The sequence below is a fragment of the Aeromonas sp. 11P genome, assembly GCF_051920165.1.
Classification (GTDB): domain Bacteria; phylum Pseudomonadota; class Gammaproteobacteria; order Enterobacterales; family Aeromonadaceae; genus Aeromonas; species Aeromonas veronii.
The window spans coordinates 2,364,603-2,390,113 of the sequence record NZ_JBQBDJ010000004.1; the positions used below are offsets into that span (position 1 = coordinate 2,364,603).

General features: G+C 61.1%; 24 protein-coding genes. 12 read left to right on the forward strand and 12 right to left on the reverse strand.

Annotated features, from left to right (window positions below):
- The first annotated feature begins 113 nt into the window (after window positions 1-113).
- Window positions 114-833 (forward strand): SDR family NAD(P)-dependent oxidoreductase, encoded by a 720-nt coding sequence (locus ACTG1P_RS10840; protein WP_440001256.1) that lies wholly within the window; start codon window positions 114-116, stop codon window positions 831-833.
- On the opposite strand, the gene ACTG1P_RS10845 is transcribed toward ACTG1P_RS10840, so the two are convergent.
- Window positions 820-2,886 (reverse strand): tRNA(Met) cytidine acetyltransferase TmcA, encoded by a 2,067-nt coding sequence (locus tag ACTG1P_RS10845; protein ID WP_440001258.1) that lies wholly within the window; start codon window positions 2,884-2,886, stop codon window positions 820-822. The two genes, ACTG1P_RS10840 and ACTG1P_RS10845, sit on opposite strands and share 14 nt — an antisense overlap.
- Entirely contained in the window at window positions 2,883-3,194 is a 312-nt protein-coding gene (locus tag ACTG1P_RS10850) for an HlyU family transcriptional regulator (RefSeq protein ID WP_005354958.1), read from the reverse strand. Before ACTG1P_RS10850 ends, ACTG1P_RS10845 begins: the two co-directional genes overlap by 4 nt.
- A 136-nt stretch (window positions 3,195-3,330) precedes the next feature.
- Here ACTG1P_RS10850 and ACTG1P_RS10855 point away from each other — a divergent pair, with 136 nt between their 5' ends.
- The 4 genes from ACTG1P_RS10855 (at window position 3,331) to ACTG1P_RS10870 (ending at window position 7,022) form a co-directional block, all read left to right on the forward strand.
- Window positions 3,331-3,537 (forward strand): bacterioferritin-associated ferredoxin, encoded by a 207-nt coding sequence (locus tag ACTG1P_RS10855; RefSeq protein WP_440001260.1) that lies wholly within the window; start codon window positions 3,331-3,333, stop codon window positions 3,535-3,537.
- A gap of 144 nt (window positions 3,538-3,681) precedes the next feature.
- Window positions 3,682-4,161: a bacterioferritin gene (gene bfr / locus ACTG1P_RS10860; protein WP_005335967.1), complete on the forward strand. Its 480-nt coding sequence runs from the start codon at window positions 3,682-3,684 to the stop codon at window positions 4,159-4,161.
- 202 nt (window positions 4,162-4,363) lie between these two features.
- Window positions 4,364-6,475: a DUF885 domain-containing protein gene (locus ACTG1P_RS10865; RefSeq protein WP_440001262.1), complete on the forward strand. Its 2,112-nt coding sequence runs from the start codon at window positions 4,364-4,366 to the stop codon at window positions 6,473-6,475.
- Between the two features lie 88 nt (window positions 6,476-6,563).
- Window positions 6,564-7,022 carry a methylglyoxal synthase gene (locus ACTG1P_RS10870; protein ID WP_005363178.1) on the forward strand — a complete coding sequence of 153 codons (459 nt, stop codon included), beginning with the start codon at window positions 6,564-6,566 and terminating at the stop codon, window positions 7,020-7,022.
- 89 nt (window positions 7,023-7,111) lie between these two features.
- On the opposite strand, the gene ACTG1P_RS10875 is transcribed toward ACTG1P_RS10870, so the two are convergent.
- Both ACTG1P_RS10875 and ACTG1P_RS10880 read right to left on the reverse strand, forming a co-directional pair.
- Window positions 7,112-8,263: an iron-containing alcohol dehydrogenase gene (locus ACTG1P_RS10875; protein WP_440001264.1), complete on the reverse strand. Its 1,152-nt coding sequence runs from the start codon at window positions 8,261-8,263 to the stop codon at window positions 7,112-7,114.
- Between the two features lie 143 nt (window positions 8,264-8,406).
- Entirely contained in the window at window positions 8,407-8,862 is a 456-nt protein-coding gene (locus ACTG1P_RS10880; RefSeq protein ID WP_019446593.1) for a hypothetical protein, read from the reverse strand.
- Between the two features lie 473 nt (window positions 8,863-9,335).
- Here ACTG1P_RS10880 and ACTG1P_RS10885 point away from each other — a divergent pair, with 473 nt between their 5' ends.
- Entirely contained in the window at window positions 9,336-10,808 is a 1,473-nt protein-coding gene (locus tag ACTG1P_RS10885; protein ID WP_440001265.1) for a C69 family dipeptidase, read from the forward strand.
- A 62-nt stretch (window positions 10,809-10,870) separates the two neighbouring features.
- On the opposite strand, the gene ACTG1P_RS10890 is transcribed toward ACTG1P_RS10885, so the two are convergent.
- The 3 genes from ACTG1P_RS10890 to ACTG1P_RS10900 are packed head-to-tail and all read right to left on the reverse strand — an operon-like array spanning window position 10,871 to window position 12,463.
- The gene (locus ACTG1P_RS10890; RefSeq protein ID WP_440001266.1) at window positions 10,871-11,617 is read right to left on the reverse strand and encodes an SDR family oxidoreductase; all 747 of its coding nucleotides are present in this window, start codon (window positions 11,615-11,617) and stop codon (window positions 10,871-10,873) included.
- Window positions 11,618-11,673: 56 nt separating this feature from the next.
- The gene (locus tag ACTG1P_RS10895) at window positions 11,674-11,919 is read right to left on the reverse strand and encodes a DUF3624 domain-containing protein (RefSeq protein ID WP_069554691.1); all 246 of its coding nucleotides are present in this window, start codon (window positions 11,917-11,919) and stop codon (window positions 11,674-11,676) included.
- Between the two features lie 31 nt (window positions 11,920-11,950).
- Window positions 11,951-12,463 carry an N-acetyltransferase family protein gene (locus tag ACTG1P_RS10900; RefSeq protein WP_440001268.1) on the reverse strand — a complete coding sequence of 171 codons (513 nt, stop codon included), beginning with the start codon at window positions 12,461-12,463 and terminating at the stop codon, window positions 11,951-11,953.
- 187 nt (window positions 12,464-12,650) lie between these two features.
- On the opposite strand from ACTG1P_RS10900, the gene ACTG1P_RS10905 reads away from it, so the two are divergent.
- The gene (locus ACTG1P_RS10905) at window positions 12,651-14,090 is read left to right on the forward strand and encodes a RimK family protein (RefSeq protein ID WP_440001269.1); all 1,440 of its coding nucleotides are present in this window, start codon (window positions 12,651-12,653) and stop codon (window positions 14,088-14,090) included.
- 83 nt (window positions 14,091-14,173) lie between these two features.
- On the opposite strand, the gene ACTG1P_RS10910 is transcribed toward ACTG1P_RS10905, so the two are convergent.
- Window positions 14,174-15,802 (reverse strand): alpha-amylase family glycosyl hydrolase, encoded by a 1,629-nt coding sequence (locus ACTG1P_RS10910; protein ID WP_440001270.1) that lies wholly within the window; start codon window positions 15,800-15,802, stop codon window positions 14,174-14,176.
- Window positions 15,803-15,911: 109 nt separating this feature from the next.
- Window positions 15,912-17,879, reverse strand: coding sequence for a TonB-dependent copper receptor (locus tag ACTG1P_RS10915; protein ID WP_440001271.1), 1,968 nt, complete (start codon window positions 17,877-17,879; stop codon window positions 15,912-15,914).
- On the opposite strand from ACTG1P_RS10915, the gene ACTG1P_RS10920 reads away from it, so the two are divergent.
- The gene (locus ACTG1P_RS10920; protein ID WP_127006022.1) at window positions 17,868-18,128 is read left to right on the forward strand and encodes a hypothetical protein; all 261 of its coding nucleotides are present in this window, start codon (window positions 17,868-17,870) and stop codon (window positions 18,126-18,128) included. The two genes, ACTG1P_RS10915 and ACTG1P_RS10920, sit on opposite strands and share 12 nt — an antisense overlap.
- Here ACTG1P_RS10920 and ACTG1P_RS10925 read toward each other — a convergent pair.
- Window positions 18,125-18,382 carry a DUF2442 domain-containing protein gene (locus ACTG1P_RS10925; RefSeq protein WP_005335997.1) on the reverse strand — a complete coding sequence of 86 codons (258 nt, stop codon included), beginning with the start codon at window positions 18,380-18,382 and terminating at the stop codon, window positions 18,125-18,127. The two genes, ACTG1P_RS10920 and ACTG1P_RS10925, sit on opposite strands and share 4 nt — an antisense overlap.
- 259 nt (window positions 18,383-18,641) lie before the next feature.
- Here ACTG1P_RS10925 and ACTG1P_RS10930 point away from each other — a divergent pair, with 259 nt between their 5' ends.
- Window positions 18,642-20,606: an LTA synthase family protein gene (locus ACTG1P_RS10930; RefSeq protein WP_440001273.1), complete on the forward strand. Its 1,965-nt coding sequence runs from the start codon at window positions 18,642-18,644 to the stop codon at window positions 20,604-20,606.
- Window positions 20,607-20,686: 80 nt separating this feature from the next.
- Here ACTG1P_RS10930 and ACTG1P_RS10935 read toward each other — a convergent pair whose 3' ends face one another.
- A complete protein-coding gene (locus ACTG1P_RS10935; protein ID WP_201948061.1) occupies window positions 20,687-21,157 on the reverse strand; it encodes an Lrp/AsnC family transcriptional regulator in 471 nt (156 codons plus the stop codon).
- 143 nt (window positions 21,158-21,300) lie between these two features.
- On the opposite strand from ACTG1P_RS10935, the gene ACTG1P_RS10940 reads away from it, so the two are divergent.
- Window positions 21,301-21,819: a cyclin-dependent kinase inhibitor 3 family protein gene (locus ACTG1P_RS10940; RefSeq protein WP_440001275.1), complete on the forward strand. Its 519-nt coding sequence runs from the start codon at window positions 21,301-21,303 to the stop codon at window positions 21,817-21,819.
- Here ACTG1P_RS10940 and metA read toward each other — a convergent pair whose 3' ends face one another.
- Entirely contained in the window at window positions 21,820-22,767 is a 948-nt protein-coding gene (gene metA, locus ACTG1P_RS10945) for a homoserine O-succinyltransferase MetA (protein WP_440001277.1), read from the reverse strand. It abuts the gene before it with no gap.
- Between the two features lie 144 nt (window positions 22,768-22,911).
- Between metA and ACTG1P_RS10950 the strand changes: the two genes are divergently transcribed.
- Both ACTG1P_RS10950 and ACTG1P_RS10955 read left to right on the forward strand, forming a co-directional pair.
- The gene (locus ACTG1P_RS10950) at window positions 22,912-24,150 is read left to right on the forward strand and encodes an HD-GYP domain-containing protein (protein WP_440001279.1); all 1,239 of its coding nucleotides are present in this window, start codon (window positions 22,912-22,914) and stop codon (window positions 24,148-24,150) included.
- A gap of 53 nt (window positions 24,151-24,203) precedes the next feature.
- Window positions 24,204-25,352 (forward strand): CinA family nicotinamide mononucleotide deamidase-related protein, encoded by a 1,149-nt coding sequence (locus ACTG1P_RS10955; RefSeq protein WP_440001280.1) that lies wholly within the window; start codon window positions 24,204-24,206, stop codon window positions 25,350-25,352.
- The last annotated feature ends 159 nt before the right edge of the window (window positions 25,353-25,511 follow it).

Genomic DNA, 25,511 nt, shown 5'->3' on the forward strand with positions numbered 1-25,511 from the left:
GGCAAGATTGCAGCCTTAACTGCTTGATCCCGCGGGCTGGCACGATCGTATCTGCCAATCAGGACAACATTGGCAGATGGTGAAATTCATCATGTACTCACAAGGAGCCAGAGATGAGTGAAGGCATAGTCGTGATTGGCGCTTCCGGCGGGATCGGGGCGGCTCTGGTGACACACTGGTTGGCGGCGGGGGTCGGGCCAGTGATTGCCATCAGTCGTCAGCCCGCACCAGCAGGAGCCTCTTCGCCAGCCCTGCACTGGCTATGTTGTGATTACAGCGATGAGCAGATGGCAACTGCGGTAGCCCACATCGCGGAGTTGGCACCGAGACCGCACAGGGTGGTGATCTGCAACGGCATTCTGCATCAGGGTGAGATCCAGCCAGAGAAGCGACTCGAAGCAATCAATCTCGATGCCATGACCCGACTCTACCAGACCAACGCCTTGCTGCCGCTGCGCTGGATCAGCCAGCTGTTACCGCTGTTTGGTCGCGACCCTTGCACTCTGGCCGTTCTCAGTGCCCGGGTCGGCAGCATTGGCGACAACCGAGCAGGCGGCTGGTATGGCTATCGTGCATCCAAGGCCGCCCTCAACATGCTGCTCAAGTGTGCTGCCATCGAGCTGGCTCGGCGGGCCCCCGGTGTCAAATTGCTGGCCTTCCATCCCGGCACCGTGGATACCCCACTCTCCCGCCCGTTTCATGCAAATGTACCGCCAGGAAATGTGCAGAGTCCCGAGCTGGTAGCCGACCATCTGATTAACCTGATGAACCAGTTGCAACCGGATGGCGAGCTGAGCTTTCTCGACTGGCAGGGCAAACCTATCGAGTGGTAGAGGAACTCAAGAGACGCGCCAGCAGTGCCCGCAGCCTCTTGATCACGGCGGGCTTGCCCGCCAGTTGCAACCTCGCGGCCAGCATTCCCCAGTCGGCATATTGCCAGATGGTGGCGATCAGCAGATAACGCTCGTCAGGAGTCAGTGAAGCCAGCACAGCCAGATGGCGCGCCAGCCACAGCTGCAAGCTGGACTGGCTCAGTTCGAACGGCTTGTGATGCAGGGCAAAGCACTGAACCTCATCACGCTCGAACTCGCCAAGCTCAGCTGCGGTGACGGTGCTACCTTGCAGACATTGCCATACCAGCTCGGGATCCAATCCTTTCAACTCACCCGCCAGCAGGGTCGGCAGCTGGCGTACAAAACGCTGCTGCCACTGATTCAACTCGGGCTCATGCTCGGGTTTCAGCGCCTTTAGCAGCAGGGCTGCGTGGCAGCCGCTGGCGGCATCCCGCTGCAGGCCGATGCGCAACACCGCCAGCCCGGCCTTACGCCAGAAAGGGAGCAGGTCGGCGCTGGCCGAAAAGGCAGAACCGAGGTAATCGATCCCCACCTGACGATAATGTTCTTCAAGCCTGCCAAGCAGCAGCGACCCCAGACCGTGCCGGTGCAGCTCGGGATGGATGGCGATACGCATCACCCGGGCGTAGCTGCGCCCCCCCGCCGTTTTGAAACCGGCGTGGGCCAGCAACGACTGGGGCAGCAGATGGCCGCGCGGACGGCGACGCCCGGCCCAGATCGCCTCGGCCAGCTCGGGTTCTATTCCCCCTTCCCGCGCCACCAAGGCCACTCCCAGCAGGCTCGCATCCTGCTTCAGCAGATGGATGTCGAGATCCGGGCTCTCCAGCAGGGATCTGAGATCGCTCGGCGTAGTCTGGTAGTGAGCCAGCACCAGCAAGCCGAACAGCTGATTGAGCAGCGCCTCGTCGCTCGCCAGCGCCTCTTGACTGACCAGACGCCAGCTCGGGCTGGTCGGCAGCAAGGGAGTTGCCACTTCGGCATTGAGGCCGAGCAGGCGGAAAATCAGCGTCTCCAGCGGATCGCGCTCACTCCAGCGAATGGGTTCAGAGAGGTGGATCTCCTGCCAATCCGGGGTCTGGCTATCGAGCACCCGTTTGAAGCGCAGGTGAAAACCGCGCCCCGTCCCCTCGTAACCGTGCTCGGTAGTGGCAAACACAATGCGGCTGTGGCGGGCCAGCATGTCCTCAAGCAGCGGGGTCGGAATGGCGGCAGCTTCATCCACCAGCAGCAGATCGGGATTCATCGCCTCGTGCACCAGCCGATCCGGCGAGCAGTAGCTCAGTCCGGTCAGCTGTTCAGGCGTGGTATCTAACCCGTGAGCGGCGTGGGCAAACAGGGTCGCCACCGTCGCCTGCGAAGGGGCTGTCACCACTATGTTCAGCCCAGGCTGCTGGCGCAGCAGCTCGGCGGCAGCCAGCCCCAGCAGCGCACTCTTGCCACGACCGCGGTCGGCACTCAGCACCAGCGGCCGACGACGATGGCCCTGCAACACCTTGTGGATGGCGGGCAGTGCCCGTGTCTGATCGCAGCTCAGCCTGCGCTCCGGCCCAATCGGTTGCCACGGCTGCGAGCAAACCGGAGGCTCCAGAGAGAGGGCAGGATCACCTTCCAGCAACCGCACCAGCCGGGCTATAAAGCCGTGGCCGGCCCGGCCCGCCTCCTCCGGCTGGGCCACCAGCCGGATCCGGTCAGGATCCGGCCATGCAGGCCACTGTGTTCTTGGCGGGGTCAGCAGCAACAGCAAACCGCCGGCGCGCAGAGTGCCCGCCAGCGCCCCGAAGGCGTCAGGGTGAAAACCGCTGAAGGCGTTGAACACCAGCGTGTCGCACTCCTGACCGAGCCGCTGCAGCGCCTTGGCAGCGGGTTGCGGGGCATAACACTCGGGCCCGGCACCCAGCCAGAAGATGCGCTCGCCGAGCAGGGTTTCGGCGCGGGCAATGCACTCGGCCTCCTCCCCCTCCAGCCAGATCAGGCGCCGCTCGCCGGCGCGGGCCAGCGCCTCGCGCAGCAGGGTGACCTCTTGCAGTGTCATGAAGCTTGGCTGTCAGCCGGTTTGCGGGGCTCGAACATGCGATCTCCCATCTGATCGATAAAGGTGTGAGCCTTTTGCACCATGAATCGCTCGGCATCGGCCGGATTGGCAAACAGATCGGAGCGGATGAAACGGTGGGTTTGCAGCACGCCGTCCAGCTCCTTGGTGATGCGACCCGCCAGTCGGTACTGGCCACCTTCAGCCATGGGCTCCGGATAGATGAGATAGCCGGCATATTCGGTGGGAGTGACTTCCGGCGCCTTGGTCGGCTCGCCCCCGAACAGGGCGCTGAACAGTTTCTTGAGCATGGTGATCTCCTCTGGTTGCCAGCATTGTCCCCAAGGGGTTGCACAGTGGCAAGCAGGGGATCTTATTACCAATGGTTATTTGCACTACGAACCATTCTCATTTAGATTTCATCTCATTCCACAAGAGGTGACCATCATGTACGTCTGTTTGTGCCGCGGCATCACAGATACCCAGATCCGCAAAGCGGTGCGGTCAGGTAAAAGCGAATTCCGCCAGCTCAAGCAGTCGCTCGAGGTGGGCGCCCAATGTGGCAAATGCGTGCGCATGACCATGGAGATCATCGCTGCCGAACTCGACAAGCTGGAGCAGGAGCAACCCGTGCTCTACTACGAAGTGGCCTGATCCGGACACCTCTTTTCTGATGCGACCCGCCATCAGGGTCACCCCTTTTCTCAGGCGAGCTGGCTCGCCAGACCTCTTGTTGTCACTTTTCTGGACTAAGCTCTAACGATCGAAGCCTCAGGCACGAACCAAGGAGCACTGTCGATGAAAGGAGATCCCAAGATCATTGCCCATCTCAACAAGGTGCTGGCCAATGAGCTGATTGCCATCAACCAATACTTCCTGCATGCCCGCATCTACGATGACTGGGGCCTCAAGGCGCTCGGGCACAAGGAATATCACGAGTCTATCGATGAGATGAAGCACGCCGACGAGCTGGTCAAGCGCGTGCTGTTTCTGGAAGGTCTGCCCAATTTGCAGGATCTGGGCAAGCTGCGTATCGGTGAAACGGTGGAAGAGATGCTGCGCTGCGACCTCTCGCTGGAGATGGATGCCATCCCCGATCTCAAGGTAGCCATCGCCTATGCCGAGTCGGTGCAGGACTACATCAGCCGCGACCTGTTCCAGGAGATCCTGGAAGATGAGGAGGAACACGTGGACTGGCTGGAAACCCAGCTCGATCTTATCGATCGCATCGGGCTGGAGAACTACCAGCAGTCGCAACTGCACCACGGCTCATCCTGAATAGTTATGGCATGAAAAAACGGTTAAAAAACCCGCTCAGGCGGGTTTTTTAATGTCTGGTTGCATAGCTTTTCACACCACTTATCAGCATGAAAAATAAGCGTATTTTTGCTATTCAGATCGCAAAAACAGATGCTTGGGAGTTGCACTATTGAGGCCCCTCACAGGGACACACAATAACAACATGTGAAAGGACTACATCATGCACTTCCTACCCAACAAGCTCGCGCTAGCCTGCGCCATAGCCCTGTCTCTTGCCGCCTGCAATGACAACAGCTCGAACGCACCAGCAGACCCCGCAGCCACCAAAGCATCCCTGATGCAGACCATGGATGAGGCCCTGCGCGAGAGCCAGTCGCTCGACCCCTACGGTTTTGCCATCGATGCCGCCAGCATCGCCAAGCGAAAGGTACTCGACAGTTCACTGCTCCAACGACTGAATGCACTGGATCCCACGGTGTTAAGTGAGCGGGATCGGCTGTTCTACGACATGATCCGCTGGGACTTGCAGATCAATCTTGAAGGGTACGATTTACCCCAATCCCAGATCCCGATCCATCACTTCCGTAACCGCGTGGTGGATCTGGCAGATGACGTTGGCGTAGCCCCTGCCAGCGGCAAAGCAGCTCGTACCGTCAGCGGTGACTTCGACTATTTCGAGCACAGCTCGGCCGACCGGGTGGAACCGGGTGATGGCGCATGGCGACGGGATCTCGACCGCACAGACACAGCTCCGGCACTTGCAATGGCAACTCGAGCAAAGACAACAATGACCCCGCAGGCCTGGTATCAGGAACACCTCACCTGGCTCAAGGCCTATGATGTCTATCTTGCCGAGGTAAAACACCAGTTCGAGCTGGCCAGTGTTCAGGGCAACACCTTGCCTGATGAGCTGGTAGACCGGCTGCTGGCCCAGCTCAACAGCAAGCTGGATGGGGAGGCGATCGCCGGCTCCTACCTCGGCTGGCAGCAGTTGCCGGGGGATGCCGATGCCACACTGCGAGCAGACTACAAAGCCGTGTTGGACAGCATCAACACCCGCTATCTGGCGCTGCGCGACTATCTGGATTACCATCATGGCGGCGCCTATGCAGTGCGCTTGGGTAGTGGCGAGTGTGACGACGGTTTCTGTGGCATGACCAACGGGCGAGACTGGTATCGCTGGCTGCTGAAGAAGCACACCACCACCAACATGACACCGGAGCAGGTACATGAGCTGGGATTGAGCGAGGTAGAGCGGATCTTCGCTGCCATGGTCAAGGTATGCCATTCCGTCGGCAAATGTGACAGCGATGATGTGAGCCAAAGCAAGCAGAGCGGCCAGATCTACGCCTTCTTCCGCTATCTGAACGAGCCGGCCTTCTTCTATCAGAACCCGCTAGAGGTCTGGTCCGCCAGCCTCAACCCGGACAATGCAGCCGGGGCGACGTTGAGCGGGCCACAGCAGCAGGCGCTGGCCGAACACGAGCGGGCACTGCAGGAGTACAACGTCTTCAAGAGCAAAGCAGCACTGGTGCTGCCGGACTTCTTCGATGCCGAACGTACCATTCCCAAACTGGATTACGAGGTGGTGCCCGTCTCCTATGAAGATGCGCCATACGGCGGAGTGGCCTGGTATCAGGACGGCAACCCGCAGACCGGCCGCAAGGGGCAGTTCTTCCTCAACACATACTCCCCCTATGGTCTGCAGAGCTGGAACATCAGCACCCTGCTGGCCCACGAGGCGGCGCCGGGTCACCACTTCCAGATCACCATCGCCCAGGAGCTGGCCGCCAAGGATCCCGACTTCCCGCAGTACGTGGCTAACGCCTCCTACACCTCCTATGCAGAGGGTTGGGCGCTCTACACCGAGTACCTGGCGGATCACGACATGGGGCTATATCAGGGACGGGGACTCTATGATCCAGCGGTGGGAGACGTGAAGGTCGAGGGATCATCCGCCTTCAACAACCAGTTGCAATACTTTGGCCGCCTCAACGAGGAGATGCTCAGGGCGATGCGGCTGGTAGTGGATACCGGTATCCACTGGTATGGCTGGAGCCACGATCAGGCTGTCAACTACATGAAGGAGAACTCGGCGCTGGGGGCGGGGGACATCAGCTCCGAGGTGCCGCGCTACATGGCCTACACCGGTCAGGCAACCTCCTACAAGGCGGGCCAGCTGGCGCTGATCCGGATGCGGGAGTCGGCCGAGCAGGCACTGGGCGGAGGCTTTGACCTCAAGGCATTCCACCACCATGTGCTGGAATACGGCATGTTGCCCATCTCGGTGCTGGAGCAGAAGAACAAGCAGTGGATTGAACAGTCGAAGTGATCACAGTTACGGCGCCCGGCAAGGTAACGGGCGCCGCTTTCGATTAGGATACGGCTCTCTTCCAATAACAATGCTACGGACGATTTCCATGGAACAGATTGCACGCGAGATGGCGCCCCACAAACGGGTGGCTCTGGTGGCTCACGACAACATGAAGACCCCTCTGCTGAACTGGGTGATGCGCCGCAAGGAGGAGCTCAAGCTCCACCATCTCTATGCGACCGGCACCACCGGTACCATGCTCGGCAAGAAGGCGCAACTGCCCATCACCTGCCTCTTCTCCGGCCCCATGGGGGGCGACCAGCAGCTCGGCGCCCTGATTGCCGAAGGGAAGATCGACGTGCTGATCTTCTTTTGGGATCCCCTCAATGCGGTGCCCCACGATCCGGACGTGAAGGCGCTGCTGCGCCTCGCGGCAGTCTGGAACATCCCGGTCGCCACCAACGAGGCGACCGCCGACTTCATCATGGACAGCCCCCATATGCGCCAGGCGTTCAGCGTGCAGATCCCGGATTACGCCGGTTATCTCAAGGCGCGTACCGAGTGATCGGCTAACCCGTCATGCAAGAGGGCCGCAACAAGCGGCCCTCTTTTATTGGGAAAATGAATCAGCCAGGGAAACAAACCGGCACCGGCTTATAGCGCGCGGGCGAGAATGCGTGCCACCCGATCCGGGTCGATATCCTGCTGTTCACCGAGCGCGGTGCGTCCCACCCGCTTGAGGTTGGAGCAGACCGCCGGAATGCAACTTTCGCTGAGACCATAGTCGGCCAGCCGGGTACCCAGTCCCATCTTCTGGAAAAACTGCTCGGTGCGGATAATCGCCTCTTCGATGCGCAGGGCCTTGTCCTCACGGGTCGAATGCCACACCCGCTCGGCAAACTGGGCCAGCTTGTCCTGCTTCTGGCTCGCCCGCTCACGGAGCAGTGAGGGGAGCACCACAGCCAAGCTCTGGCCGTGATCCAGCCCGTAGAGCGCCGTCAGCTGATGACCGATGGCGTGAGAGGCCCAATCCTGCGGCACCCCGCAACCGATAAGGCCGTTGAGTGCCAGACTGGCCGCCCACATCAGATTAGCCCGCACCTGATAGTTGGTAGGCTCCGCCAGCGCCCTGGGGCCATTATCCACCAGCACCTGCAGCAAACCTTCCGCCAGCCGATCCTGTACCTCGCCTCCCACAAGAAAGGTGAGGTACTGCTCGGCAATATGGACGAAGGCATCCACCACTCCATTGCCGGTCTGGCGAGGCGGCAGGCTGTAGGTGGTCGCCGGATCGAGCACCGCAAATTGCGGCTGCACCAGCGGGCTTCTGAAGGAGATCTTCACATCCCCCCGGCTCACCACCGAGGTGGGATTGCTCTCGGAGCCGGTCGCCGGCAGAGTCAGCACACAGCCCATCGGCAGCGCCTTGTGCACGCTCGCCTGTTTGCCGCAGATATCCCAGGGATCATCCCCCTCGTAGCAGGCCGCCGCCGCAACAAACTTGGTGCCATCCACTACCGAGCCGCCGCCGACCGCCAGCAGGAAGTCGATGCGCTCGCGCTTCACCTGCGCCACCGCTTCCATCAACAGCTCGTATCTGGGGTTGGCGCCGATGCCGGAGAACTCCTGCCACGTCACCCCTTCCAGCGCCCGGGTCAGCTGCTCATAGACGCCGTTTTGCTTGATGCTGCCACCGCCATAGAGCACCAGCAGCCGACTACCGGGCGGGATAAGCGTTGGCAGGCTGGCGATCTGCCCCTCACCGAAACAGATGCGGGTCGGATTGGCATATTGGAAGTTGTACACGGCGGACTCCTCGACTGGCTCAATGCGCGGACATTGTGCGCCTGTGGGGAGGTGAGGTCAAAAGAGGTGGCAGAAGCTTGCCCATCGGCGGTCGACACAGGCCCATCGGTGCCGACCGGGTAGATCTCAGAACAGCGGCAGGATCAGGCAGTTTTGGCCTCATCTTTGGATGAGCTCTTCTTGCCGGTCAAGCGATCCATCGCCTCCTTGAGCATCGCCTCTCGCTGCTCGTTGAGCGGCTTGCTCTGCTCCGCACGCTCTTCCGGCGTCAGCTTCTTGTTATCGGCGATGGTCTTGAGCTTCTCTTCGATCTCGTTGAACTTCTTGCGATCGAAACCGAGCGCCTTGTCCACCAGCTGCTGCACCACGCCCCCCTTGTCGGAGCTCATATCGAGCGCCGGTGGCAGCTTGTTGTTCTTGGCCAGATGTTCGTAGGTCAGCACCTGCTGGGCCTGACCGGTCATGCGCTGGGTGGAGAGGCTGACCATCTCCTCCCAGCCACCACCCTGACCACCGCTACTGGCACTGTTGAGGGTAGCGAGGGCACGGTTGTTGGATGCGCTCTGGGCAAGCTGCTGGCTGTAGGGTTTGATATCCATGGGGGCTCCAATTCAGTGCACATCTGCGGCAATGGGCACAGGCTGATCCGGTCACATGGGGCGTCAGGCCCCACCATTATCAATTAAACCAGCAAGTTACAGGCCAACTTGTCAGATAGTGCGAGATCCAGAGAGATGGCGGATCTCACCACGTCCCCCACGCAAGCAGGCGTCAGAATCATGACTCATCTGCTGCCAGTTCACGCTGTTTTGGCACATTTTGCCGTCCGCTCGCCACGACGCCAGAGAAAAGTCAGGAACAGCAGTTCGATCACAAAACAAACAACCACTCAGGAATACAATTTTGGCGCACATCACAACCAGCCAGCCGTGTCATGGATGATCTGTTCGTCAAACCAATAACAGGCAGACCAATCTGCCGTGCTCACTCCGCTGCCAGTTCGGAGTTGCAGCCTCCCCACACCTCATCCCCTCGTCTGACTCTCACTCACCGCAACCCTTCGGGTACACCTATGAAAAAACACACCTTGAGTCTTCTCTCTGCCACCCTGCTCACCCTGCTTGGCACCAGTGCCGACGCCTGTACCGGCCTTATCGTCGGCAAGGGGGCCAGTGCCGATGGCAGCGTGATGATCGCCAGAAACGAGGATTTTGGCGTCAACAACTGGAACAAATACCTCGCCTTCCGGCCCGCGCAGCAGAACGAGGGCAAACTCTGGAAACTGGGCAACGGGCTGGAAGTGCCGATGCCAAAGGCATTTTTCGCCTACTCCGCCATCCACGACTGGGATGCCACAGCCAGCGATCCGGCAGGCAAATATTATGAAGAGCGCGGCATCAACGAGTTCAACGTCGCCATCTCGGCCACCACCAGTGCCGAGGTCAACGACAAGGCCCAAAAAGCGGATCCGCTGATCGAGAAGGGGGTGATTGAAGCCATCATCCCGACCCTGATCCTGCCGCAGGCCAAAACGGCCAAAGAGGGGGTCGAGCTGCTCGGCCGCTATGTGGAGCAATATGGCGCCGGTGAGGGCAACAGCCTCTATCTGGCGGATGTGAACGAGGCCTGGCTGATGGAGATTGGCTCCGGCCACCACTGGATCGCGGTGCGGGTGCCGGACGACAGCTACGCCATGGTGGCCAACGGCCTGCGCATCCACGGCGTCGCTCTCGACAGCGCCGATGTGCTGCACTCGCCCAAACTGCTGGAGTTTGTACGCGAACACAAACTGCTGGATAACGCCGATCCGAAGGATTTTAACTTCGCCAAAGCGTTCGGGGTGATTGCCGATCCCTACAACGTGGATCGGGAGTGGCTCGGCCAGAACATGCTGACGGCCAGCCACCAGCAATCAACCCGGCAGGCGCAATATCCGCTCTTTATGAAACCAGATGCCCCCATCGCCGTGCCGGACGTAGCCAGGGTGCTGAGCGCCACCTATGACGGTACGCCGCTCGCGGGCAAGGCGGAGCGGCCGATCCGGGTCGATCGCCAGCTGGAATCCCACGTCATCCAACTGCGCAAGGAGATGCCCAAAGAGCTGCAGGGGCTGATCTGGCAGAGCTACGGCGTGCTGGCCGAATCCGTGATGGTGCCGCTCTACAGCACCCTGGAAAACTATCCCCTGCCCTATCGCACCGGCAGCGACAGCTACTCCGATGATTCCGCCTACTGGCAGTTCCGCAGCCTGACCGCGCTGGCTAGCGCCGATCCGGACAAATACCTGCCGCTGCTGCGAAACGTCTGGAGCAAGGAGAGCAGCAAGCTCTACCAGGAGGTGGCGCTGCTCGACAAGAGCCTGAAACAGGCCTACGCCAACGACAAGGCTACCGCCATCGGGCTGGCTGCCGACTACTCCTATGGCCAGCTGGAGCAGACCTATCAGATGGCCAAAGATCTGCGCTACAAGCTGATGACGGATCTGACCAAGAGCAGCGAGAAGAAGTATTCGGAAGAGGAGTTCAAGAAGATCATGAGCCTCTGACCGGCTCTTCAAAGCAAAGAGGCACCCTTGGGTGCCTCTTCTCATTTCGTCAAACGGGAAGCTCAGCGACGGCTGATATTGAGCGGGCCGAAGGTCTGCGCCACCGGCATGATCTCGATGCTGTTGATGTTGACGTGGGCCGGTTGCTGGTTGATCCAGAGCACGGTATTGGCGATGTCTTCCGGCTGGATCGCCTCCACCCCCTGATAAACGGTCGCAGCCTTGGCATCGTCGCCGTGGAAGCGCACGTTGGAGAACTCGGTGCCGCCGCACAGGCCCGGCTCCACGTTGGTGACGCGGATGGCGGTGCCCGCCAGATCGGCGCGCAGGTTGAGGCTGAACTGCTTCACGAACGCCTTGGTGGCGCCGTAGACGTTGCCGCCCGGATAGGGGTAGGTACCGGCGATGGAGCCGATGTTGATGACGTGGCCGCGATTACGCGCCACCATGCCCGGCAGCAGCAATCGGGTGAGCAGGGTCAGACCGCTGATGTTGGTGGCGATCATCTGCTCCCAATCTTCCAGATCCGCCTTGTGGGCTGGCTCCAACCCCAGCGCCAGACCGGCGTTGTTGACCAGCAGATCCACTTCGCTCCAGGCGGCTGGCAAACCGGCGATCGCGGCGCGGGTGGCCGCCTTGTCCTGCACATCAAACGCCAGCGGCAGGAACTGCTCGCCCAGCTCGTCGGCCAGCGCTGCCAGCCGCTCGGCGCGGCGGCCGGTGCCGATCACCTTGTAGCCCGCCTGCACCAGCTGGCGGCTGATGGCTTCGCCAAAACCGGACGAGGCGCCCGTTACCATTGCAATCATCTGAACCTCCATATCTACACCGATATTGTTATTTATCTGTTTGAATCTATTCAGATTCATTCATCGCTCAATTCACGTCCGGTCGCCTTGCGCCAGACAAATACCACCAGATGAAGCAGCAACAGGCCCGAGCCCCCCAGCGCAAACAGCAGGCCGGTGAGGGCGTTGACCGAGGTGTCGGCGCCACACCACCACCAGACCAACCAGCCACTCAGGCCGATGACGAAAGTCTGGATGGCGCAGACCGGGCAGCGCCCCAGCTTCGCCTTGATGGCGGTGGCAAGACAGTTGTCGCAGCTCATCCTGCTCCTCAATTCTGCTCGTGCAACATGATCAGTTGGCCTGTGAAGATGGCTTGCGCGCCTGAGTGCGAGCCACTCTGCGCTCCTCGTCGCTCACCAGCGGCAGCACCAGCCGGTGGGCGTGCTGGTCGCGGCCATAGTAGTCCGCCAGCCGCTGCTGGGGACGAAACCCCAATCCCTGATAGAGCGCCAGCGCCTCTTCGTTGGCGTCCCCCACTTCGAGGCGAATCGCCCCCCAGCCAGCGGCCTTGCCCTCGCAGATCACCTGCTCCAGCAGACGGCGGGCCCAGCCCAGACGACGCACTGTCCAGCGGATGGCCAGCGCCTGAATGACCAGCCGATCCCAGCCTCTGTGCTCCAGCAGGCAGAGATAGCCCATCAGCTGATGTTTCTCGTCCAGCAGCAACAGGGTGCGCCCCTTGGCGTGGGCCAGCAGATAGTGCCAGCGGCTGCGGCCAAAGGCGACTTCGGGAGGAAAACAGTAGCGTTCCAGATTAACGATGGCGCCCAGATCATCGGTTCGGGCCGCACGTACGGTCAACACGGGGAGTCCTTGTTCGGTTATTTATCCTCAGCACCAAAAATGCGACTTGTATCACAAGTTACCAAGGCGTCATATTAGGCACTGTAACCTCTTGTTTCCCCTCGCGCCATTGTCGTGCTTGTCGGTGCATCGAAGCCCACTGGGGATCCTGCCTTTTTCAGGCAGTCTGATCTGTGGAGCCGAAAATATGAGTACCTATGTCATCGTCGAAGAGCTGGGCGACTGGCCTTGCCATGCCGATTATCTGCTGACCGCCCGCACCTATCTGCAACATGGCGTGCCGACCACCGGCGGCCGACCCCGCATCATCAACCTCTGCCGCAATCTGGAGCACCTGAGCGCAGGCTACTACTGCTCGCTGCTGGCCCAGGCCCGCGGCCACCACTGCCTGCCGGGTCTGCAGGCCATCAGCCGACTGCAACCCCAGCAGCCACCGGCCAAGCTGTGGCGCAAGGCACAAGGGTGGCTGGCCCAGCAGAGCGAGGACAGGATCCGGGTGCGCGCCATCTTCGGCCAGAGTGAACAGAGTGAGCTGGCGGGGCTGGCCCGCTACTACTATGGCCTGAGCCAGTTGCCGCTGCAGGAGCTGACCCTCAAGCGCGGCCGCCACGGCTGGTCCGTGCGCCAGCAGCAGAGCCTGTCGCCGCTGGAGCTGAGCCCAAGCGAGAAAGAGTTGATGCTGCACCACGCTCAGGCACTGGTGGGGACCGGTGACGAGGAGCAGGCGGCGCCGCTCTACCAGCTCGCCATTCTGGTGGATCCCGATGACGGCCGCGCCAGCAGTGACGGGTTGGCGCTGGAGCGCTTTATCCGTGCTGCCGCCGCCCAGGGCATCCGGGCCGAGATCCTGCCACCGTCGGCCATCGAGCGGCTGCCGGAGTTCGACACCCTCTGGCTGCGTGCCGAAACTGCGGTCGGTCACTACACCTTCGAATTCGCCCACCGTGCCGAACAGCTGAAGATGCCGGTGATCGACAGCTCCCACGCCATCCTCGCCTGCAGCAACAAACTCTATCTCTACGAGCTGATGGTGCGCAGCGGCGTGCCCATGCCGCCCACCATGGTGGTGACCCGCCGCGGCCGCCACCATGTGGACGAGCTGGTACAGCGGCTCGGCCTGCCGCTGATGGTGAAGGTGCCCGACGGGGCGCAGGGGCGCGATCTCGCCATGGCCAGCGACGAGCAGCAGCTGGCACGGCTGCTGGACGAGGGGTTGGGCCGCTCCGCCCTGCTGCTGGTGCAGAGCCGGATCCCCGCCGAGTTTGACTGGCGCATCGGCTTTCTCGACGGCTCGCCGCTGTTCGCCTGTCGCCGCTACCGGCCCGAACCAGGCAACCGCATTCGCCGCCGCAAGCACCCCCTCGACATGAGCCGCATCGAGGCGCTGCCGCTTAACGAGGTGCCGGAGCGGGTACTGCAGACCGCTCGCCGTGCCGTGCATCAGCTCGGCAATGGCCTCTACGGGCTCGATTTGCGCCAGCAAGGGCGTGACTGCGTGCTGCTGGAGATCGTCGACAACCCCTGGATCCGCGGCGATATCGAAGACAAGGAGGCGCAGGATCTCTACGAGCGACTGGCCCGCGCCTTCCGCCAGCGGCTGGAAAACCGGGGCCAGACCACCGCATAACCCGCCATGACTTTGTCGCCCACAATGACAGAGAGGGCCCCGCGAAGGGGCCCTCTCTCATATCAAAGCGTGCTGCGGCTGTCTTATTGCAGACGCAGGAAACGCCCGCTCAAGGGTGGTATCTCCACCGTTACGCTGCTACCGCCAATGGCCAGACTCTCGCCGCTTTGCAGGTCTACCAGCGCACTGCCGCTGCGCAACTTGCCCGTCGGCAGGTTGTAGCTGAGCGCCGTGGTGGAGAGGTTGAGCAGGTAGACTATCTGCTCCCCCGCCGTCTGCTTGATGTCACCATAGAGACTGCCCTCGGCCACCAGTTTGACTCGCTCCCCCTGATAGAGAGCGGGGTGTTTGGCGCGCAGTGCCAGCAGCTGGCTGAGCCACTGTTTGAGTTCTGCCTGTTCGCTGCCCGGTACAAAACCGGTGACTACGGGCACCTTGCCGTCGCTGCGGGCCACGTGATCGTCGCACAATCCCAACGCCGCGCAGTCACCGCCCACCTTGGCGGCAAAGCCCGGTACCTCGTCGCCAAACTCCTCGCCGTAATAGAAGGTGATGGGGCCGGAGCGAGCCGCCATAAAACTGAAGGCCGCTTTGTGGCGCTGCCAGTACTCGGCCGACTTGAAGTTGCCGCGCTCCAGCAGATCGCCAAAACGCACCAGATCGTGGTTGCCCAGCATCAGGTTCGGCATGGCGTGATTCGGGTAGTTCTCCACCTTGTTCCAGCTGGCATCGAGCACGCTGGCCCCCTGCCCGCCATTGCCGGACTCCTCCACCGCCAGCGCCTGCACGATGCCATAGCGCAACGGGAAGTCAAAGGCCGAGGAGAGCGCCGGATTGTCGCTGCTGCCGTAAGCCTGCGCGCGAATGTCGTCAGCCCCCTTCCACACCTCGCCCACCATGTAGCCGAGGGTACCCCACTGCTGACCGGCGGCCTTGCGCGCTGCGCTGGCCTGCTCCACCTCGCTGCGAATGGCGCGCCAATCATCCAGCCCAAGCTGATAGGCCTGATCGAGGCGCCAGCCGTCGATGCCGTACTGCTCGACCCAGTAGCGGGCCACCTCCTTGAAGTAGGCGAGGCTCTCCGGCTTGCTGTAATCCACCAGCTGGCCGGGATAACCGGCACCGCCGCTGGTGAGGGCTGGCAGACGCCCCTCTGGCGAGGGCTTGCTCACCCCCACCTTGTTGACGTGGCCAAACACACCGTCGAGGAAGACATAGAGGCCGCGCTGGTGCGCCCCATCCACCAGCTGTTTGAGCTTGGCATTGCTGCCAAAGTTGGGATCCACGGTAAAAAAGTCGCAGGCGAAGTAGCCGGTAGCATCGAGCTTGTTATCGCCGCCTTGCCCCGCGCAGGAGTCGAACACCGGGGTGAGCCAGATGGCGTTGACGTTGAGACTCTTGATGTGGTCGAGACTGTCGATGATCCCCTGCAGATCGCCGTTGTGCTGGGAGGGGCCATAGCCGACGCCGTAGTTTGCACTGCCGTCACCATCGGCAAACGACTCCACCATTACCTGATAGATGCGCAGGTTGCAGGCGGGTTGCTCGTCGCCATAGCAGGCTCGACTGGCCGTGGCGACCGGAGGGTGGGTGACCGGCGGATTGACGACGGGGGGAGCACTCTCCCCGCCTGAACTACCACTGCCGCCGCAAGCCGCAAGTAACAGGGCGGCCCCGAGCAGGCCGCCATAGCGTAACGTTCCCTGTTTCATTGTTATGTTCCCGCTGTGAGAGCAGGCGTCTGATACGCCTGTTTTTCACCATGATAGCGATGCTCGCACAGCGGTGTCTGTGACTGAAAACGTTATCTGACTCAACTGGTTAGAGCACTCCCGCCGAGGCAAAGCGGTAGTTGACCGAGAGCCAGTAGGAGCGACCCGGCTCGGGGATGCGACCGCTCTGCTCATAGCCCAGCCCGGCCTGACTGGCGTGCACCGACTTGGAGAGGTGCTCGTAGTAGAAGGTGTCGAACAGGTTGTCCACCCCGGCCGAGAGCTGCCATCCCTTGGCAAACTGCCAGGCACCGCTCAGGTTCATGGTGAAGAAGCCCGGAGTCTCCCCCTGATCCTGACCCGCAACGGTGCCGGACCAGAGATCTACCCGATCCTGCGCCGCCACCGCGCGCCCCAGCAGGGTAAAGCTCAGCGCCTCATTTGGCTGCCAGCCAAGGGCTAGCTTGCCATCGAGCGGTGGCATCTGGGCCAGCGGTTTGTTGTCGCTCTGGTTTTCGCCGTAGACCACCGCCAGACCACCATCGAGACGCCACTGCTCGGCAAACTGCCAGCGCCCCTCCAGCTCGCCACCTCGGGTCTGGGCGTCGATATTGCGCACCTTGTTCGACTTGCTGTTGTAGAGCAGGTAGTCCTTGATATCGGCGCTAAAGAGGGAGAGGGTCAGATCCAGCTCGCGGCTGCGCAAAGCCAGACCCGCATCCCACTGGCGACTGCGCTCCGGGTTAAGGGTGAACGGGATGCTGTCCTTGCTGCGCTCCCAGTAGTCCGGCGCCCGCTCCGCCTGCCCCCAGGCCAGATAGCTGGACCAGCGGGGAGACCACTGGTACTCGTAGCGGCCAAACCCGCTGTTAAGACTCAGGGTATCGCTGTAGAGGGTCTGTTCACCGGCGCCATAACGGGTGGTCTCGACCCTATCCTGACGGTAACCCCCCTTGTAGCTGTGGGCCCCCTGATGACGTCCCAGCTCGGCAAAGCCGCCCTGCTGCTCGAAACGCAGGGTGCGCTGGCGATCTTGCGTCGCATAATCGACGCCACCCCGGCTGCGGTGCTGATCCCGGTTGCTGTCGAACCCGGCGGTCAGCAACCAGTCGGCAGGCAGGGCGATGTCGTTAGCCCAGCGACCGCCGGTGTTGCGGCGATCCGGGTTGGAGAGCATCTTCATGCCGCTGTTTTGCCGCAGGCTGAAGTTGTCCATGATGTGGTCGATGTAGTTGTCCCACAGGGTCAGCTCACTGCGCTGCCAGTAAGTGGTGATCTGCTCCTGCTTGAGCTTCAGTCCGAAGGATTCGCGGTCAAACATGGGGCCATCCATGGTGCGGTCCGCATAAGCGGCGCGGGCATTGCTACGCTCGGCGGTGAGTTCCAGCCAGGTGTGCTCCCCCGGTGTCCAGCCCAACTGGGCGGTGCCGTTCTCGCGGCGATAGAAAGATCGCACCTTGTTACCGTGACCATCGCGGTAATCGTCGCTATCGGAGTGGGTGAACTGACCGCGCAGATAGCCGTCGGTCGAGCCCGCCGTCATATCCACCATCTGATCATCGCGGCCGAAGCTTCCAAAGAGGGCCGAGGCATCGGCCTTGAGACCCGGCGCGGTGAACTCGGGCCTGTCCCGCTCGAACAGCACGGTTCCCGCCAAGGTGGCACCCTGCTCGAGGGATTGCGGCCCCTTCAGCACCCGGATCCGGTCAAAGGATTGGGGGAACACATAGGCAGTGGGCGGGTCCATCCGGCCGCCACAGCCACCGGCCAGCATGCCGCCATCCATCTGCACGTTGAGGCGGGACATCCCCATCCCCCGCAGCACGGGGTCGCCACCGAGCCCCCCTTTGCGCACCATGCTCATGCCGGTGACATTCTTCAGATAACCGGCGCCGTCGGCAGCGGGCATGGGGGAACCGGGCTTCTTGGGATCCAGCGTCACTTCAAGTGTGCTGGCGGGGCGGGTTGCCACCACCACCATGGGATCCAGCTGTTGAACCGATTCCTGACCGGCAGCGCCGTGACAGGCGAGCCCGCCCACCAGCAGGGCAAGGGGTGTGCGCATATGACAAGCCATACATTTTCCTTATGTATTTGTTTGTTTTGTTATTTTCATTCAACCAATCAAACCTTTCAGCAAGGGAAAGGTTTGCCGTCAGGCCGCAAAAAAGGCCTGCGGCGCGAAAGCGGCAAGCCTCTGTCAGGTGAAGCGAAGGCAAGTTGGCAAAATGTTGCGCAGGTTTTACCCAAGTTGGCTCAGAAAGGCAAACGGGCAAACATTCCAGCAACAGGAATCTGGCGTTGGCTCACAAAAAATGGGGATTAGCTGAAGGCTTCCCGCTCATCGATGGGAGAGATGAGGTGATAGACCTCATGGGCGGATAGCGTGCAGCCAACAGGCCACTCCAGCTGGTGGTGACGGTTGATGAAGACCCGGGCGCAGTGACGCTCGCTCTCCAGCTTTGCAAACAGCGGCTGGGTTCGCCAGGGGGTCAGATCCAGCACGCCTGTGGTGCCGTCTGACAGCACCAGAAACAGGCGCCATCCCCGCACATACTCGACATCGATAAAGACCGGCATCCCTTCGGCTCCGATTGAGATAATTCGCGGCAATTATAAATTGCGCACTCATCCCCATACGCGCTGCGGGTCACATTTTATCCAGCAGGTTATGCTGTGCTCATTAAGCGCGCGACATCACATTTTTAGATGATAAATGTGTTAATGCCGACTTTTAACAAACTTGAATGCAACCTTAACCAATTCGATCTGTCATAACCTCACAACAACTAAAAAAACGTCTGTGGACAGACGCTTACAGGCTCATTCAGGAACAAACATGACAACTTTAAAACAGCGACTCGGTCCGTTCTGGCCCTTCGCCGTCTTCTGCGCGCTCGCGCTTTTCTCTCTCTCTTTCAGCCGGATCGCCCTCGGTCTCTGGCAACTGGAACGGGTGGATGCCGTGGCCGGTTGGCAGGAGATGCTGCTGCAAGGGATCCGGGTCGACTTTGCGACCCTCTGCTGGGTCTGGGGTGTCCCCGCCATGCTCACTCTGCTGTTGGCAGGCCCCCATGCCATCGGCCGGGGCTGGCTGCAGCTGATGCGCGTCTGGCTGACCGTCGGACTCTGGCTGATGCTGTTCCTCGAGATCTCCACCCCTTCGTTTGTCACCGAGTATGGCGTGCGCCCCAACCGCCTCTATGTGGAGTACCTCATCTATCCGAAAGAGGTGTTCGCCATGCTGTGGGCGGGCCGCAAAGCCGAGCTGCTGCTGGCGGTACTCTTCAGCGGCGCCGTGCTGACCGGCGGTTGGTGGCTGAGCGGCAGTCTGGTGCGTGGCCTCAGCTTCCCCCGCTGGTATCTGCGTCCGGCCTTCGCCCTGCTCATTCTGGCCATAGGTTTTCTCGGTGCCCGCTCCAGTCTCGGCCACCGCGCCCTGAACCCGGCCATGGTCGCCTTTGCCGATGATCCGCTGGTCAACGCCCTGACCGTCAACTCAGCCTACTCCCTCTTCTTTGCCATCAAGCAAATGGGCGCGGAAGGGGATGCCAGCCATTTTTACGGTAAAATGTCCCAGCAGCAGGTGTTGGATATTGTCCGCAAGGAGAGTGGTCGTCCGGCCAGTGATTTCAGCTCGGAACTACTGCCCAGTCAGACCTTCAACGAGGCAAGCTTCAAGGGCAAGCCGAAGAATCTGGTGATCCTGTTGCAAGAGAGCCTAGGCGCCCAGTTTGTCGGCTCCCTCGGCGGCCTGCCGCTTACTCCCAACATCGACCTTCTGTCGCAACAAGGCTGGGCCTTTGAACAACTCTATGCCACCGGTACCCGTTCGGTGCGTGGCATCGAGGCGGTGCTGACCGGCTTCACGCCGACCCCGGCGCAGGCTGTCGTCAAGCTAGGCAAGAGCCAAACCCACTTCTTCACCATCGCGGATCTGCTCAAACAGCGGGGTTATAACACCAGCTTTATCTATGGCGGCGAGAGCCATTTCGACAATATGCGCAGCTTTTTCCTCGGCAACGGCTTCACTACCATCGTCGAACAGAAGGACTTCAAGCAGCCGGTATTCGAGGGCTCCTGGGGGGCCTCTGACGAAGACCTGATGGCCAAGGCCGACGAGACCTTCAAGGCGCTGCACAAACAGGGCAAACCTTTCTTCAGCCTGGTGTTCAGCTCCAGCAACCACGATCCGTTCGAATTCCCGGATAACCGCATCGAACTGTTCGAGCAGCCCAAGCAGACCCGCAACAACGCGGCCAAGTATGCGGATTACGCCATCGGCGAATTCTTCAAGAAGGCGAAGCAGTCCGAATACTGGAAGGATACCCTGTTCCTGGTCATCGCCGACCACGACAGCCGGGTCGGCGGCGCCAGCCTGGTCCCCATCCCCCGTTTCCATATCCCCGGCGTGATCGTGGGGGAGGGTATCGCACCGAAGAAGGATCCACGCATCGTCAGCCAGATCGACATGGCGCCCACCCTGCTCTCCCTGATGGGGATCAGTGCCGACTATCCTATGCTCGGCAAGGATCTGACTCGCATGCCTGCCGACTGGCCGGGGCGCGCCATCATGCAGTACGACAAGAACTTCGCCCTGGTGCGCGGCAAGGATGTGGTGATCCTGCAACCGGAGCGCGCGGCGGAGGGCTATATCTACGATGATGCCAGCGAGAAGCTGACCCCGGCTGCGCAACCGGATGAGCTGAAAGAGAGTGCGCTCGGATTGGTGCTCTGGGGCAGCATGGCCTATCAGAAGAGCCTCTATCAGACGGCAAAGGATGAGCGCACCGCTGCCAATTGAGCGGCAGGTTCCAACTCAACTGATAGCAGAATGGAACAAACCGCCAGCTGGCGGTTTGTTCCATTTACCCATAGAGGCTGTTATGGCTGGGGAAAGCAGGGCAGGGAGCGACTGAACTTGTGCTCGAACACCAGCGAGGTTTCCAGGTGCACCACCTCCTCGCGGGAGGTGAAGTGGTCAAAAACGAAGTTGCGCAGGTGCTCGGTATCGGAGACACACAGGTGCACCAGAAAATCATCCTTGCCCCCCATGTGGAACAGACTGATCACTTCGGGCAGCGCCAGAATGGCATCGCGGAAGGCATCGATAATCTGACGACTGTGACGGGCCAGTTGCAGAGAGACCATGGCCTGAATGTGGCCACCGAGAGCCTGATAATCCACTTCGCAGTGCGCCCCCTTGAGCACGCCATCCTGCTGTAGCTTGCGCACCCGCTCCAGACAGGTGGAGGGGGCAACGCCCACCAGCGCGGCCAGCTCCTTGTTGGTCATGCCCGCATCCCGAAATAGATGGGCCAGGATATCCAAATCCAGTTGATCCAAGTTTCTCATCTTAACTCCTTGCACCGCTCAATTTTTTAGACTCTGCCCGTAAACCTGGGCAAACACAACGGCCATTGACATCCCCCCCGCCCAGCCTATCCTTGGCGCCATTCACCGGACGCAGCCCAGCAGCCACCACGCGAGGATCCGCCATGCACCTGTTTCACCCCTTCTGGAGCCTTGAGGTTCCCCGTGTCGATGGCCAGCTGCTGCTGACCCCCTGTCCCGGCACTCAGCAGGTGCCGCTGACCCTGGCGCTCGATCAACTGCGGTTAGCCGGTGCCCATGGCGTGGTGACCCTGATGACGAGCGCCGAGTTGATCCGGCTCGAACTGGCGCAACTCGGCCAGCAGGTAGAGCACGAAGGGATGCGTTGGTTCCATCTGCCCATCGGGGATGATCTGGCCCCCGATGCCGCCTTCGAGACTGCTTGGCAACAGGCGCTGCCGCAGCTGCGCGAGCTGCTGGGGGATGGCAAGCATCTGGTCATTCACTGCAAAGGGGGCAGCGGTCGTACCGGGCTGGTCGCCGCCGCGCTGCTGATGACCCTCGGCCAGCCGCAACAAGAGGCGATGGCTGCCATCAAGGCTCACAGACCCAAGGCGTTTACCTTGGCCTGCCACCGCCAATGGCTCGACCAGCTGGCCGAGCGGCTGGCGCGGGGCGACTGACTACTTGCCCCCCTGGTCGTAGGTGAAGACCTTGCCGATATCTTCCACTCGGTAGCTGGTGAGCTGATAGACGTAGTAGTTGAGCCAGTTGGCAAACAGCAGATGGCCATGGCTGCGCCAGCTGGCGCGCGGCGTCCGGCCCGGATCGTTATTCGGGTAGTAATTGACCGGAATGGCCGGCTCTAGCCCCGCCGTCAGATCCCGGCGATATTCGCCATCGAGGGTCAGGGCATCGTACTCCGGATGGCCAGTGACAAACACCTGACGACAATCCTTGGTCGCCGCCAGATAGACTCCTGCCTCTTCCGATTCGGCAAAGATCTGCAAGGCGGTGTGAGCGCGGATCAGATCGCCATCAAATGCCGCATAGCGGGAGTGGGGGGCGACAAACTCGTCATCGAAACCGCGCAACAGCGGCTCGTGCTCATCGAGGCGATGGTGGCGGTAAACCCCGGAGAGCTTTTCGCCCCGGGTCTGCTTCTCCATGCCGTAGAGTGCCTTGAGCGCCGCCTGCACCGCCCAGCAGAGGAACAGGGTGGAGGTAACATGCTGATGGGACCACTCGATGATCTCGACGATACGCGGCCAGTAGACCACCTCCTCAAACTCCACCAGCCCGAGCGGCGCCCCGGTAATGATCATGCCGTCGTAGTTGTTGCCACGCACCTGCTCGAAGTCGTGATAGAAGTTCTCGAGATGGGCCTGCGGCGTGTTCTTCGACTCCCGATCGTCGATGCGCAGCAGATCCACATCCACCTGCAGCGGCGAGTTGGAGAGCATCCGCATCAACTGGATCTCGGTCTCAATCTTCTTTGGCATCAGGTTGAGGATCAACACCCGCAGCGGGCGGATGTTCTGGGTGACGGCCCGGGATTCCGTCATCACGAAGATGTTCTCCTGCCCCAGCACTTCGGCGGCGGGTAACTGATCCGGGATCTTGATCGGCATGCTTACTCCCTGTACTGCATCGGTAAATATGTCTGGACATCCAGAAGCCTATAACAAAGCGCTCACCCTGTCATCAGATACCTTTTGTATTCACCCCCGCCTTTGACTAGCATACGGCTCAGTGTATCTCCTGCTGCCAAGATAATGACCGGTATCAAGATTTCCGTAGATCGACTGCAAGTCGGCAACTATGTGTCCCTGCCACTGGGGTGGCGCGAACACCCGTTCCTGTTTTCCAGCTTCAAGATCAAAAGTGAAGAAGAGATCGAGCTGATCCGCCGGCTCGGCCTGAAACTGGTCACCATCATTCCCGACAAGAGCGACGTGCCGCCCAAGCCCCTCAATCAGGTACAGCCTCAGCAACAAGAGAGCGCAGACGCCGCCCAGCGGCAGGCCCAGATGCAGCAGGAGAAGGACCGCCGCATCGAGCAGTTGCAGCAGTATCGTCGCAACCTGCAGCAGTGCGAGAAGCAGTTTCAGCAGTCGCTGGCCCAGGTGCGCAGTGTGATGAGCAAGATCCAGTCCCGCCCCCTCAATGCCATCGGCGAAGCGCAGGAGCTGGTCAACGCCATGACCGAGCAGCTGCTCTCGGTGGACGAGATGGTGCTCCATCTGGTCTCCGACAGTGAGGATGGCAACAACCTCTACTTCCACTCCCTCAATGTGAGCGTGCTCAGCATGCTGCTGGCCAAGGAGTGCTGCATGACGGCCGACCAGATCCGTCAGGTCGGCATGGGGGCGCTGTTCCACGATATCGGCAAGCTGAAAATCCCGAGTCAGATCCTGCGCAAGACCGAGCCGCTGACCAAGCCGGAGCAGAACCTGATGGCCCAGCACCCGCGTTACGGGCTGGATCTGCTCAATCTGGCCAAGGATTTCCCGTCTGAAGCGAAAGGGATCGTGCTGCATCACCACGAATATCTCGATGGCAGCGGACCGGAAGGGCTCAAGGGTGGCCAGCTCGATCAGCAGACTCAGGTGGTGTCGCTGATCAACGAGTACGATAACCTTTGCCACATGCAGGCCAAGGTGCCCTATTCGGCCCTGAGTGGCCTCTACAAGCAGCGCAAGGCACAGTTCAATCCGGAGTACCTCAGCAAGCTGATCCGGTTGATGGGGATCTACCCCCCGGGCAGCGTGGTGCAGCTTTCCAATGGTCAGGTGGGGTTGGTGATGTCGGTCAACACCTCTCGCCTGCTCTACCCCTCGGTGCTGGTCTACGATCCGCGCATTCCCCGTCAGGAAGCCGCCATCATCGACCTGCAGCAAGCCGAACTGTCAATCGCCAAGGTGATCCACCCCAAACGGCTGCCGCCCGCCGTGTTCGAGTACCTCAATCCGCGTACCCGGATCAGCTACTACTTCGAGCACAACAAAGCCTGATTGTGTTGGCCCGAGGCCAACCGTTGCCACCCGTTTAATCCAAGGAGCCTGCCATGCGTATCGAGATCATCAGCACCGGAGACGAAATAGTGACGGGTCTGGTGGTGGATACCAATGCGGCCTGGCTCAGCGCTCTGCTGCTGGAGCAGGGCTGGCAGGTGCGCCGTCGCCTGACGGTAGGGGACAACCTCGCTGACCTGAAAACGGTGCTGCAAGAGAGTGCCAGCCGCGCCGAGGTGGTGCTGGTGTGTGGCGGGCTCGGGCCCACCGCCGACGACCTCACTGCTCAGGCGGCAGCTGAAGCCTTTGAACAGCCGCTCACCCTTTTCCCCGACTGGCTTGCTACCATCACGGCCCGCTACGCCAGCCGTGGTCGCCCCATGGCACAAAGCAATGCCAAACAGGCCTGGTTGCCGCAGGGGAGCGAGATCCTCGACAACCCGGTCGGCACCGCCTGCGGCTTTGTGGTGCGAAGTGGCCAGAGTCAGCTCTTCTTCACCCCGGGTGTGCCGTTCGAGTTCAAACAGATGGTGCGTGAGCAAATTCTGCCGCGCCTCAAACAGCTGACCGGTGCGCAGATCGATACCGAGCTGCGTCGCTTTTACACCTTCGGCGTCTCGGAATCTGCCCTCAGCGATATGCTGGATGCCGAACCCTGGCCAGCCGGCATCGAGCTGGGTTACCGCTCCTCCATGCCCCTTATCGAGCTGAAGCTGATCGGCCACGGCGCCAGTGCCGCTGACATGGAGAGTGCAGAGCGCCGACTGCTGGATACGATCCGCCCCTGGCTGGTTGGCGGCGGAGATACGGAACCGGCGCAGCAGATCCTTGCGCTGCTGCAAGGCAAACCGCTGGCTCTGCTGGAGGGGGAGAGTGGAGGTGCGCTGCTGGCGCTTTGTCACGGCCATCCCCGGCTGGAAGCACACTTCAGCGCGCAACTGGCCGATGAGCTGGCGCAACTGCCGACCGCCGATGCGGGCCTGCAACTGACCATAGGGCGAGAGGGCACCGAGGGTGTACCACTGCTACTCAGCGCCGATGGAAAACACGTCGGTCAGACGGTCAAGGTCCGCCACCCCGACCCGGAGAGCCGCCGCAAGATCCTCGCCTTTGCCGCCCTCGACATGCTGCGCCGCCATATGCTGGGTGAACCGGTGCTCGGCGATTACCTCACCCTGGCCAGAACAGCCCAGCGCAGCTGATAACCACCTCCCCCCTGCCAGCTACCCTATGTCGCTGGCGCTGCGATCCGTCTTTTCACTCCGTTTCCAAACAGCGCCCACATTTATCTGGCCGCCATCACCGATTTGACTTCAATTCATTGACCATTCAGAGGAAATATCTGAATACTGCCCACTCTC

Bases quoted from the DNA above. Each gene is read 5' to 3' on its own strand.
- ACTG1P_RS10840 (WP_440001256.1), top strand. From the start codon at position 114: ATGAGTGAAGGCATAGTCGTGATTGGCGCTTCCGGCGGGATCGGGGCG.
- ACTG1P_RS10845 (WP_440001258.1), bottom strand. From the start codon at position 2,886: ATGACACTGCAAGAGGTCACCCTGCTGCGCGAGGCGCTGGCCCGCGCC.
- ACTG1P_RS10850 (WP_005354958.1), bottom strand. From the start codon at position 3,194: ATGCTCAAGAAACTGTTCAGCGCCCTGTTCGGGGGCGAGCCGACCAAG.
- ACTG1P_RS10855 (WP_440001260.1), top strand. From the start codon at position 3,331: ATGTACGTCTGTTTGTGCCGCGGCATCACAGATACCCAGATCCGCAAA.
- bfr (WP_005335967.1), top strand. From the start codon at position 3,682: ATGAAAGGAGATCCCAAGATCATTGCCCATCTCAACAAGGTGCTGGCC.
- ACTG1P_RS10865 (WP_440001262.1), top strand. From the start codon at position 4,364: ATGCACTTCCTACCCAACAAGCTCGCGCTAGCCTGCGCCATAGCCCTG.
- ACTG1P_RS10870 (WP_005363178.1), top strand. From the start codon at position 6,564: ATGGAACAGATTGCACGCGAGATGGCGCCCCACAAACGGGTGGCTCTG.
- ACTG1P_RS10880 (WP_019446593.1), bottom strand. From the start codon at position 8,862: ATGGATATCAAACCCTACAGCCAGCAGCTTGCCCAGAGCGCATCCAAC.
- ACTG1P_RS10885 (WP_440001265.1), top strand. From the start codon at position 9,336: ATGAAAAAACACACCTTGAGTCTTCTCTCTGCCACCCTGCTCACCCTG.
- ACTG1P_RS10890 (WP_440001266.1), bottom strand. From the start codon at position 11,617: ATGATTGCAATGGTAACGGGCGCCTCGTCCGGTTTTGGCGAAGCCATC.
- ACTG1P_RS10895 (WP_069554691.1), bottom strand. From the start codon at position 11,919: ATGAGCTGCGACAACTGTCTTGCCACCGCCATCAAGGCGAAGCTGGGG.
- ACTG1P_RS10905 (WP_440001269.1), top strand. From the start codon at position 12,651: ATGAGTACCTATGTCATCGTCGAAGAGCTGGGCGACTGGCCTTGCCAT.
- ACTG1P_RS10910 (WP_440001270.1), bottom strand. From the start codon at position 15,802: ATGAAACAGGGAACGTTACGCTATGGCGGCCTGCTCGGGGCCGCCCTG.
- ACTG1P_RS10920 (WP_127006022.1), top strand. From the start codon at position 17,868: ATGACAAGCCATACATTTTCCTTATGTATTTGTTTGTTTTGTTATTTT.
- ACTG1P_RS10915 (WP_440001271.1), bottom strand. From the start codon at position 17,879: ATGGCTTGTCATATGCGCACACCCCTTGCCCTGCTGGTGGGCGGGCTC.
- ACTG1P_RS10925 (WP_005335997.1), bottom strand. From the start codon at position 18,382: ATGCCGGTCTTTATCGATGTCGAGTATGTGCGGGGATGGCGCCTGTTT.
- ACTG1P_RS10930 (WP_440001273.1), top strand. From the start codon at position 18,642: ATGACAACTTTAAAACAGCGACTCGGTCCGTTCTGGCCCTTCGCCGTC.
- ACTG1P_RS10935 (WP_201948061.1), bottom strand. From the start codon at position 21,157: ATGAGAAACTTGGATCAACTGGATTTGGATATCCTGGCCCATCTATTT.
- ACTG1P_RS10940 (WP_440001275.1), top strand. From the start codon at position 21,301: ATGCACCTGTTTCACCCCTTCTGGAGCCTTGAGGTTCCCCGTGTCGAT.
- metA (WP_440001277.1), bottom strand. From the start codon at position 22,767: ATGCCGATCAAGATCCCGGATCAGTTACCCGCCGCCGAAGTGCTGGGG.
- ACTG1P_RS10950 (WP_440001279.1), top strand. From the start codon at position 22,912: ATGACCGGTATCAAGATTTCCGTAGATCGACTGCAAGTCGGCAACTAT.
- ACTG1P_RS10955 (WP_440001280.1), top strand. From the start codon at position 24,204: ATGCGTATCGAGATCATCAGCACCGGAGACGAAATAGTGACGGGTCTG.